We start from the raw sequence: 10,730 nt of genomic DNA, 5'->3' as shown, positions 1-10,730 counted from the left end.
TCTACTTCATTAAGTGCTTTGATCATTGGTAGGACCTCTGCTTTCTTTATTGCTGTGTTTATTGCTGGCTATGCGTTACTATTTTACCACATATAACCCTGTTTTACAAGTGCGGAATGCAAGTTTAGTTCCTTTTTAAATATAGGATAGATCTTCATCTGGCTTCCTCTTAGTCTGCGACGATTGAAATTGTGGGTAAAGCCTCTTTACCCCTCACCTTAATCCTCTCCCCTGAGGGGAGAGGGTAGGGTGAGGGGGATTGCCTCTACAAGAGACGAACACATCAAATCAATTGTCACAGAGCACTCTCTGCCTGTGCCTAGATAATCAGCGAGGCACATCTCGTCGTTGATGGCGCCCTTGTCCGCATCCCAGATAATCATAGGCCGGCTCCAATTGATCTCATACCTCTCCCGCCTCTCAGGTGAGGCCTTGTCCAGGAATCCACTATAGCCATACTTCATGCCATATCAGTTAACCTCAACCATCCGCTTACAAACTTCAGCTATCCAGTCATTGATACTTTTTTTCCGCCTTTTCGCTTCGAGCACAATAGCACAATGGAGTTCGGATGGAATGCGGAGAACAAGCCGACCTGAAAAAGGCTTTTCAGGCTCTTTGCCAATCTCACGGCAGGTTTCCAAATAATCATCTACCGCTTCGTGAAAGTCGCTTTCAAGTTCATCCACAGATGCGCCTTCAAACCCGATTACGTCTGTAGTCCCTATGACTCGACCATGAAAAATCTTATCCTCGGCATCAAAGCTGACGCTTCCTGTATAGCCTTTGTATTTTAAAATGTTATTCACCGTTGCACTCCTACCCTTACCAGGAATTCTCTGACGAGTTCCACCGCATATTTCTTTAGTTCTTTCTGGGGGTGTGGCGTGTGTAAGTTCAGAACCTGGTTATTTAGGACTATGCGAAGGCGCGAGCCTCTGCCCTCCCGAATACTCGCCTTACAAGCAGACAGTAGCGATTTGACTGCATTCCATTCGATATCCGCCCGGGTTGGTTTTTCGAAGATCTCATTAAGCGTTCTTTACTGTCTGTTGGTCATAGAGGCATAAGTTCCATCTCCACCTATTTTGTTAACTCCCTAAAGACATCCTCTAAGCTGGTCTGTTCCCGTCTGAGTTCCAGGATGGTCCAACCCTGCCGGACAGCTAAATGGAAAAGCTCTTCCCTGAGGTCTTCCTTTTTTGATTCAATTCGGTAAACGGTTCGGCCATCCAAAGGCATTTCTTCAACAATTTCATCGACTCCTGACAGGCCTTCCAGGGCCGGTCTGAAATCCGGCGAGGTCCCTTTTAATTCCAAATAGACCGTCTCCTCTCCCTGAAGGTTACCCGTCAACTCAGTTGGCGTTCCATCCGCCACCAGACTGCCCTTGTTGATGATAATCACCCGGCTGCATACGGCTTGAACCTCGGAAAGGATATGGGTAGAGAGGATAACCGTCTTTTCCCGGCCGAGCTGCTTGATTAGCCCTCGAATTTCAACAATCTGGTTGGGGTCAAGCCCAATGGTAGGCTCATCAAGGATGAGGATGTCCGGGTCGTGGATCATTGCCTGGGCCAAAGCCACCCGCTGTCTGAATCCCTTGGAAAGCTCCCCGATATTCTTGGGACGCACCTCGGAAAGCCCGCAGAGGTCGACCATCTCCCGTATTCGTCCCCGCCTCTTACCTGCCGGGATTTCTCTTAACTCGGCCACATAAGCCAGATAATCAATCACGTTCATGTCCTGGTAGAGGGCGGTATGTTCCGGCAGATAACCTATCTTTTTCCTTATTTCCAGAGAATGGTCACAAATATTCAGATCATCCACATACACCTCCCCTGAAGTAGGGGGCATAAAACAGGTGATGATCTTCATAGTAGTGGTCTTCCCCGCGCCGTTAGGGCCAAGGAAGCCAAGGACTTCACCAGTCTTGACTTCAAAGGAGATGTTATTTACCGCTAATTGGCCATTGTAGCTTTTACTTAGATTTTCTATCCGGATCATTGGTTTCTTCCAGGAGATAGAGAAACAAGCAACTCCATCTCAAATCTCTATCTCTATCTCAAATCTTTTTTTTTAGAACCAACGTAGAGATATCTTTCGACCACCTTAACATAGTCTGTCCAGGATCTTCCATCAGCCCTGGCCTTATCTATTTCTTGCAGGAATCCGGTTACGTGGGCATCAAGGTTGTCAGCAAAATGGAGCAGACACGCCTCCGGGGTCTTTGGTTTCTTGGGCGCCTGAAATTCATATTCTCCGTGATGGCTAATAAGCATATGCCGCAGCCTGAGGGCCGGTTCAGAGGGGAAATCAGGAATCTGGTCTATTTTTCCTCTCACCATCTCATCGCCCAGGATGGTATGCCCGATCAATCTCCCTTCATCTGAGTAGTCAGTAACAGCGCCCGTAGAGAATTCTTCTATCTTACCGATATCATGAAGAATTGCCCCGGCCAGAAGGATATCTTTATCCAGAGGATATAGATCAGCAATCCGGTCGCAGAGAATTACTACGGTGAGGGTATGCTCCAGAAGTCCCCCCCGATAAGAGTGATGCCATTTTTTGGCTGCCGGGATTTCTTTAAATTGCTTCAGAAAATGGGCGTCTTCGAAGAAGAGCCTGAGAAGTTTATTTAAATAGGGAGTCTTAATACTGTTTATTATTTCCCTTATACCGGCTAACATAGTTTCTTTATCTTTCGAGGTTTCAGGCAAAAAGTCCGACCAATCAGACATATTCTCTGAAGCCACTTTATCTATTGAATCGACCGTCACCTGGGGTTTATTATTGTAGCTGCCTACCCAGCCCTTGACCCGGACAAGATCGCCCACTTCAATCCTCTGATAGGCTTGTTCAGCTCCGTCCCACATAACCGCCCCAATCTGACCGGTTCGATCTCCCAGCTCCAAAGAGAGAAATCGACCTTTAGCATAGTCCTTTAACTGGGTGCTACAGAGGAGAAAGACCTCGTTGACCTTTGAGCCTGGGGTTAATTGATTGACAAAATATCGACTCATAGGACTTTTCCCTTGACAATTTGTGGCTGTTGTGATAAGTTAGAATCACGTCCCCATCGACTAGTGGTTAGGTCACCACTCTTTCAAGGTGGTAGCAGGGGTTCAAATCCCCTTGGGGACGCCAGGAGACAGTTACGAGTTAGCGGACCCCAATTTTCGCTCCAATTCTTTGACCCTTTTGAGAAGCTGCGGCAATCGAGGTATGGCGGCTTTGATTCGCTTTTCCTCTTCGTGGGGTTTAGCCGGAAAGCCGGAGATATACTGATGGGCTTCAATATCTTTTGTTACTCCGCTTTTAGCGGCAATAACCGCTCCGGAGCCAATAGACAGATGACCGGCTACGCCTACCTGACCGGCCAGGGTAACGTGGTCGCCTATCTTGACACTTCCGGAAATGCCTGTCTGGGCGACCACCAGACAATCCTCCCCAATCGTCACATTATGAGCTATTTGAACTAAATTATCTATCTTTGTGCCGCGGCCGATGGAGGTCGCGCCGGTAGTAGCTCGATCTATGGTTACATTGGCCCCGATTTCCACATCATCGTGAATGACCACTGTCCCATTCTGAGGGATTTTTTGATGCCGGCCATCTACCTCCAGATAGCCGAAACCATCACTTCCAATAACCGCTCCGCTGTGAATAATCACCCTTTGGCCTAATCGCACCCTTTGTCCCAACGTCACCCTGGGATAGATAATACTTCCCGCTCCGATAATAACTTCATCTCCTACATAACTCTGGGGATAGATAACGACCCCATTTCCAATACTAACCTTATCACCCACCGTTACACAGGCGCCAATAGCCGCACCTTCCCCTATATTTACGCCTTCTCCCAGAATGGCCGTGGGATGGACACCCGGCCTTATCCGCACCACCGGGGCGAACAGCTCCAGAACCTTAGCAAAAGCCAACCTCGGATTATTAGTTCGAATAACAGGCTTGGGCGCTTTGGTTACTTCTTGTCCGACGATTACCGCTGAAGCCTGGGAAGAAAAGGCCGCCTCCAGATATTTCCCATTCAGGGCGAAGACGATATCTCCGGGCTTGGCATCTTCAATAGTCGCTACACCAAGAATAGATATATCCGAGGCTCCGACCACCTTTCCTCCCACGGCCGCAGCTATCTCTCCCAGAGACTTACTCATTTTTTAACTTTACCCTCCCCTGATTCCTTCTTTTTAAGCAGGCTGATTACCTCTTCGGTTATATCCAGTTCCTTTTTGCCGTAAACAAAAGAAGGGGCGGATTTATCCAGAACAATGTCAATTTTTTTGACCTCGGCTACCTCCTTGATCGTTTCATATACCTTGCTCATTAAGCGTTTGGTTAGACCTTGTTCTTTTTCAGACAGATACTTCTGTGATTCCTCAAAATACTGCTTTAATTTCTCAGTCTTACGTTCGATTTCTCCTCTCCGTCTTTCTTTCTCAGCGTCACTCAAAAGAAGACCGGCCAGTAATTTCTCTTTCAGATCGGCTATTTCAGCCTGCTTTACCTCAATAGTCGACTTCCGCCCAGCCAATTCTTCATTAAGATTCTTGGTGGCTTCCTGAGTAGCCGGATACTCATCAAAGGCCCGTGAGACATCGACAAAGGCAATCTTAACCGCTGGTTCAGCCGAAACAGCCCCGACCGTAAAAATCATTAACCCACTTAGCGCCCCAATAATAAGGTATCTTTTAGACATTTTTATCCATCTCCTTTCTCCTTTCTATTCTTCTGCCGGAATCAAGTTGAAGGAAACCAAAAACCGGATCACATCTTCTTTAATCTCCTTTGACTCATCTGCCCGTCTCCCAAATCCGACTGAGAAGTCCACCTGTCCACTCCGGAAGAGGAAACCTGCGCCGGCGGTGATGAACCTTGTTTTGACCGTCTGGGTCTTCTTATAGGTATGATACCAAGTGCCGGTCTGGTATCCCAGCCTTAATTTACTTCCCTGAAAACTATGCCTCCCTCCCCCTCCAAGTTCGTATTCCGCCCCTAAATAGAGCGTGCCGGTATCCATAAGATACGGATTTCTCTCTCCATCTATTTTAACTCTCGGCCAAAGGGTGGTATCAAAATCTAGGGCCATCGTTAATCTCTTTCCACCGGGACGATAGGCCGCCCCAAGGCCATAAGATATAGGCATATCTATCTTAGCCTCTTCAGAGTAAGGCGCCTCGTCCTCTAACTTATCCTCGGATTCAAATCGGCTCTTAACCTTGGTTCTGGCCTTAAGGGTGGACGGAAGTTCAATAACCGTAGCCAGATTAAGGTCATCCCTGATTCGGATCAAGGTGCTCAGCTCAAGATTTAGGCCGGAGGAATAATACACCTTAATTATATCCTCAGCATCAATATATTCTGCATCATCAAAATCGGTTATCCAGGTCTCCTGGCTGCTGCCGATCAGCTTGTTTAGATTTAATCCCAGAGAAACCCGGTCTCTAAAGGCCACTGAAGCCGCCAGGGAATAGGCATTGATGCTGCCCTTGCGTTCCACTCTTCTCTTTATTTCTGTTTCTTCCAGGGTAAAGGAATTATCTCCGGTTTCAAGATTAAAATCGTATCTCTGGATTATCCCAAAGCCGAGGGTAACCTTTTGAGGGAAAGGAGAAATAACGGAAATAAGGGGCACCACCGCCGAGGATTGACTGTTGACCTTCACTTTCTCATATTTAAAAGGCAAGAAGAGCCTGAAACCCTTTATTTGAGACAAACCGGCCGGATTTATGGCCAGGGCGGCCGCATCATCGGCAATGGCCATACCCGCCCCACCCATGCCTTCGGCCCGGGCGCTATAGGTTGACTCAGGCTCACCCAGGCCGTCTATGCCGAAGATGGAAGAGCCGTAGGCGTTAGGATTAAAAGTGAGAATAAGGGTAATCGTTAACAGGATAAAAATAGGCATATCAGCACTCCTAAATCTCTTCCTCTTCCGTTTCCTCACAGAATTGGCAAAATTTGGGATGGTTCACCTTACTGTGAAAGCTTGCGGCTAAATTAGAAACCCGTTTTTTCCGAAAAAACGGGTTTCTGATCTCGTATAACCCGAGTAGGTTGCCCCAAATTATTGAGGAAGATACGAAGGACCCGCAAGGTTTCACAAGAAAAATGGACGATTTGAACCGTCCTCTATTTATCGTATCCAGGCTTAGTCGGCGGTAGAGTATAGGTCACAACTACCACCGGCCTCAGCTCAGGTGTAGGATGTTCCGAAGAATAGACCCCCTTGAAGGAACTTCCCTCCACTTCATCCGTCGGTTTTATGAGCAGGCCAAGATTTCCGCCCTCTCTATTCCAAGCGTCCACCAGCGAGGTTATATTCAAACTCGAGGTATCTGAGGTAAGTTCTCCGGCCGCTTTAGCCGTCGGGTTATAACTGGCGAGGTCAGCCTCCCCTTCCGTCCATTTTTCAGTAATGGCGTAAATAGAGACACTTAATGAGCTGCCTTCTTCGCCCAGGATATTATAACCGTGCAATCTGAGTTCAGCCTTGTCTATGGTGGCCTCATTCGGCAGTTCGTCCTCTTCCCCGGGAAAAATGGAAAACTGAAGGGCCATCCTGTGGCTATATCCATTAAAGGCGCCTACCACTAAAACATCTTCCTGGCCGGTCGGGGTTTCAGACTCACTTTTAGTGATAATAAAGACATCCTCGATAGGGTTTAATTTCACCGAAGCAGCTTCTGTCTCGCCCTCTAATTCATACTTAACGGTCATAGACGGAGAAGTTTCCGCCCCATCTATTCCCAGGGTCTTTTCCTTAGAATAGAACTCCTTAAGGGAGGTGTCAATGTCTTCCTGAGTCGATCTTATCAAAAGGCTAATCGAGCCATTAGTCAGTCTTCCCCTCACGGCCTCCATTATTCCCCCCGACCACGAGACTGTCCCTGCGCCTATTATTTCCTTGGTATCCAGTTCCTGATGAAAGGCTATGTCATCCTTCCAGGTGACCTTATCTTCCTCCCATGTTTCTGTGACTTCATGGAGGGATAAGCTGACCTGGCTGCTCCCGTAAGATCCAAAGCAGTATAATTCGAGGGTTGCCTCCTGTATAGCCGCCGTATCTGGTATATCGCTCAGGTCAAACTTTAAAAGGGTCCTGGCCTTATATCCCTCCCATCTCCCGGCCAGCAATTTCTCACGGCTTCCGGTATTAACTGTCTGGGGATAGTATGAATCCTGGGCTAAGCTGAATTCGAGTATGGCCGAGGTAGGCCAATTTTCAAATCTATTGCTTACCTCAGGGCCCACCAGATCTTCACGATTCCCACACCCAGCTATAAGAAAAAGCAACCCGATAAGGATGTAAGACCTTCCCATAACATAACCTCTTTACTGGCGAGTGGTAGGGGCGAATAATTATTCGCCCCTACATCTTTCGCCGAGCTCTACTAGAAAGTCGATCCGATACTAAAATGAAATTCCCGATCTCCCTTTTTGACATCATCGAAGTCATCCAGGGCATAGCCATAATCGAGGCGGATAAGTCCCATAGGAGTATCAAAACGGAGGCCAAAACCGCAACCGTGTTTAAGGTCGTTTAACTCAAAGTCTTTAAATTCTTCCCAGGCATTGCCTGCATCCAGAAAGAAGGCCCCCGTAAGGGGAGGAACAATAGGAAATCGGGCTTCTACATTAAGCAGCGTCATAGATTTCCCGCCGCCTCCCTCAGGATGGATTTTTCTCTCACTATAACCTCTGATAGTGTTAGCCCCACCCAGATAAAATTTTTCAAAATCAGGCACATCTTTTCCCGGATCAGCTTTAATACTGGCTACCAGGGCAATTTTAGTCTGAAAGGCAAGAACGAATTTCCACCAGGTAGGCAGAAAATAAGTCGCCTCTAAGCTCGGCTTGTAAAAGTCAATATCCCCGCCCAGGATACCACCCGCCAATTCATTTCTAAGCGTAACCTGATATCCTGAGGTAGTGTTGAAAGGATTATCCCGGGTATCTTGCACCAGACGATTAGTAATACTGCTGGTTCTCACCCATCGTCCTTCGCCGTACTGGTCGGCAAAGTCTCTAATATCCTCTATCGTATCGGTATCAACCTCATCTATCATAACCCCTTCTAATTTATAATCAAAGAAAACCTTATTGAAATCTCCGAAGCGGCGGCCTATTTTTATCCCCCCACCTCGCCTGCCTTCAATATAATCACCTTCATCTCTTTCTTCTCGACGAGTATCGTAGATGTCGAACCCAATCGAAGTAGGGGTATCCATAAACCATGGGTTAGTAAAGCCTAAGATGTAGCGGTGCAGCCGGCCACCAAACTCGAGGGTCAAATTGGTCCGCCAGGCCCGGCCCAAAAGATTCTCATGAGAAAGCTCCACCGAGCCGATTAGTCCATCCTGATTACTATAGCCAATGGAAGCGCCGACCGTGCCGGTCCGCCTCTCTTCCACACTTATACCCAGCACCTTCTTATGCGGCGCACTGCCATCCATTATTTCTATATCCACCTTGCTGAAAAAACCCAATTGAAAGATCTTCTGACGGGAAAGCCTGACCTTTTCTCTATCAAAGACCTCGCCTTCCTTAACGACGATTTCCCGTCTGATCACCTTTTCTCTGGTCTTTTCATTGCCAGAAATAAGTATCCGTTCGATATAAGCCTGCTCGCCTTCCTCTATTCTTAGATGTAAATTTACCCCGGCGGCCGCTTGATTAAAATCCGGTTGAGGGATAATCTGCGCCCCAATGTAGCCGAATTGAGCATAGAGCATATCTATTTTGGCTATACCCTGTTGAATTTTACTTAAAGAATAGATAGTTCCGGATTTTATTTCCAGGGCTTCCCGCAATTTCTCTTCAGGAAACAGGGTATTCCCTTCAAAGGTTATTTCACCCCATTTGAATTGTTCCCCCTCTTTGATCTCGATATTGACCACCATCCCTTCACCTTCCGATTCAAAGGAAGTAACCGGAGGAGGGATCTCAACTAAGGCATATCCTTCATTTCTGTAAAGATCAGTTATACTGGCCAGATCCTGCTTTAATTTAAACTCATCGTAGGCATCCCCCTTCCCCAGGTCCATCTTCCAGCGAAGCCTCCAAGAAGAAAAGACCTTATTGCCTTTAAAGATTATCTTTTTGATCTTGATTATCTTTTCCTGGCTGATCTTAAAAATAATATCCACACCCTCGGCTGTTTCTTTTGTCTTGGCTTCACAAATGCTCAGATAACCTTTTTCCTTATAGTAAGCTTCAATCTTTCTTTCCGCTTCGATCAGGGTATAAGGATCAAAAGATTCCTTTTCTTTTAAGCCGCTTTCTTTAATCAACTTCTTACTTTCAATAGCTTTATTCTCCTCAACAGAGATGGAGGCTATTAAAGGACGTTCTTCCAGCCGAAAGGTAAGGGCCACATCATTCTCCGCCTCATTTAAATCAACCCTCACATCTGAGAAATGTCCCAGGGCATAAATAGCCTTCACATCCTCTCTGATACCCTGCCTGGAAGGAACCTCTCCTACGGTAGTCTTTATGACTGTCTTGACCTCTTTCTCATCTATCCGGCTCAGGCCGTCAACCATAATATTAGTGATGGCCTTGCCTTCCTCTGCCCAGGCCAGAGATGAACTTAACATGGCCAAGAGGGTTAACCACAGCAGGGCTTGTTTAGGTAATAGAATTCCATTTATGCTCCTCATAGGCACTAATAATATCACAATATTTAAACCATGTCAAGCCTAATTGTTTGGTCGGCCATTCTCAAAAACAAAACCCTTGACTTTTTCTACTCAGGTGGATAAACTGAAGGCTGAAGACTGAAGGCTGAAGACTATTGAACTTCAGTCTTCAGTCTTCAGCCTATTTACCTGAGGAAGCCAGGCTATGCCGAAATTTAGCCATAAATATCCTGGTCTAAAGATAAGCTGCGGTTTTTTCCTGACCGAAGAAGGCTGGTTGGCTTTAGCCGGGACAAAAGAGGGACTGTTAAGGCTTATTTTGCCCCAGAGAAATAAGGATTATGCCCTTCAAAGGTTAACAGAAGAAGTAAGCGGCGAATTGATAATCGACCCCTCTCCCTTTCAAACTTTAAGTAAAGAGCTTACTGACTATTTCGAGGGCAAAAAGGTTTTCTTTAATTATCCTTTCGATCTAAAGCAGGCCACTCCTTTTCAAAGAAAGGTGTGGGAGACAGTTCAAGCCATCCCTTATGGAGAAACGCGCGCCTATGGCTGGGTGGCTGAAATTATGGGTAAACCGAAGGCATCTCGCCCTGTGGGGCAGGCGCTTTCGGCAAATCCCCTTCCCATTCTCATCCCCTGTCACCGGATTCTTCGAAGTGATGGCGCCCTGGGGGGCTTTTCCTCCGGCCTGGCCTGGAAAAAGAAATTGCTTCAATTAGAAGGCGCAGAAAAATTTCGACCTGTGCGGTTATCAAATACATTATTTTGAAATAAAACCTGGAACCGTTCAGCCACCAAAGCACGAAGATGCGAAGGGAAAATTAGTTATGAATTTATCGAGAATCATTAAGAGCCAATTTCTCCGATAATGAATCTGCATATATAAGGAGAATAATTACTCAAAATGGGAATAATTTGAGGAGGGAATTCTATAACCTCTGGGTAACTACTCAGCCATATGAGTTCAAAGAGGTATTTCAAGATGGGGAGTCGGAAATTGGAGTGTAGTAGCAAATTGGGGACAGAAGGGAAGTAAAGGCGTGGCATACTGCCTTGTAGGGGCACAGC

General features: G+C 46.7%; 10 protein-coding genes and 1 tRNA gene. 2 read left to right on the top strand and 9 right to left on the bottom strand.

The features are described from left to right. Window positions 1–218 precede the first annotated feature (218 nt). From AB1797_09835 to AB1797_09820, 4 genes are all read right to left on the bottom strand, one after another. The gene (locus AB1797_09835) at window positions 219–464 is read right to left on the bottom strand and encodes a hypothetical protein (protein MEW5767907.1); all 246 of its coding nucleotides are present in this window, start codon (window positions 462–464) and stop codon (window positions 219–221) included. Between the two features lie 6 nt (window positions 465–470). Next, window positions 471–800 (bottom strand): type II toxin-antitoxin system HicB family antitoxin, encoded by a 330-nt coding sequence (locus tag AB1797_09830; protein MEW5767906.1) that lies wholly within the window; start codon window positions 798–800, stop codon window positions 471–473. A gap of 283 nt (window positions 801–1,083) precedes the next feature. Then, window positions 1,084–2,007 (bottom strand): ATP-binding cassette domain-containing protein, encoded by a 924-nt coding sequence (locus AB1797_09825; protein ID MEW5767905.1) that lies wholly within the window; start codon window positions 2,005–2,007, stop codon window positions 1,084–1,086. Between the two features lie 53 nt (window positions 2,008–2,060). Further along, window positions 2,061–3,023 carry an HD domain-containing protein gene (locus tag AB1797_09820; GenBank protein ID MEW5767904.1) on the bottom strand — a complete coding sequence of 321 codons (963 nt, stop codon included), beginning with the start codon at window positions 3,021–3,023 and terminating at the stop codon, window positions 2,061–2,063. 49 nt (window positions 3,024–3,072) lie between these two features. Between AB1797_09820 and AB1797_09815 the strand changes: the two genes are divergently transcribed. Next, window positions 3,073–3,147 (top strand) — tRNA-Glu (locus tag AB1797_09815). 8 nt (window positions 3,148–3,155) lie between these two features. Here the strand turns inward: AB1797_09815 and lpxD are convergent. The 5 genes from lpxD to bamA all read right to left on the bottom strand — a co-directional run bounded on the left by lpxD (window position 3,156) and on the right by bamA (window position 9,617). After that, window positions 3,156–4,175 carry a UDP-3-O-(3-hydroxymyristoyl)glucosamine N-acyltransferase gene (lpxD, locus tag AB1797_09810; protein ID MEW5767903.1) on the bottom strand — a complete coding sequence of 340 codons (1,020 nt, stop codon included), beginning with the start codon at window positions 4,173–4,175 and terminating at the stop codon, window positions 3,156–3,158. After that, a complete protein-coding gene (locus AB1797_09805) occupies window positions 4,172–4,717 on the bottom strand; it encodes an OmpH family outer membrane protein (protein MEW5767902.1) in 546 nt (181 codons plus the stop codon). Before AB1797_09805 ends, lpxD begins: the two co-directional genes overlap by 4 nt. Before the next feature lie 24 nt (window positions 4,718–4,741). Next, window positions 4,742–5,926 (bottom strand): hypothetical protein, encoded by a 1,185-nt coding sequence (locus AB1797_09800; GenBank protein ID MEW5767901.1) that lies wholly within the window; start codon window positions 5,924–5,926, stop codon window positions 4,742–4,744. Window positions 5,927–6,150: 224 nt separating this feature from the next. Further along, complete coding sequence (locus AB1797_09795) at window positions 6,151–7,341, bottom strand: DNRLRE domain-containing protein (protein MEW5767900.1); 1,191 nt, start codon at window positions 7,339–7,341, stop codon at window positions 6,151–6,153. Between the two features lie 71 nt (window positions 7,342–7,412). Then, window positions 7,413–9,617 carry an outer membrane protein assembly factor BamA gene (gene bamA, locus AB1797_09790; GenBank protein MEW5767899.1) on the bottom strand — a complete coding sequence of 735 codons (2,205 nt, stop codon included), beginning with the start codon at window positions 9,615–9,617 and terminating at the stop codon, window positions 7,413–7,415. 247 nt (window positions 9,618–9,864) lie between these two features. Here bamA and AB1797_09785 point away from each other — a divergent pair, with 247 nt between their 5' ends. Next, window positions 9,865–10,431 carry a methylated-DNA--[protein]-cysteine S-methyltransferase gene (locus tag AB1797_09785; GenBank protein ID MEW5767898.1) on the top strand — a complete coding sequence of 189 codons (567 nt, stop codon included), beginning with the start codon at window positions 9,865–9,867 and terminating at the stop codon, window positions 10,429–10,431. Window positions 10,432–10,730: the final 299 nt, after the last annotated feature.

This window comes from bacterium, assembly GCA_040753085.1.
GTDB lineage: Bacteria > UBA9089 > JASEGY01 > JASEGY01 > JASEGY01 > JASEGY01.
The sequence above is the reverse complement of the archived record's forward strand: the minus strand, read 5'-3'. Positions and strand labels throughout refer to the sequence as shown.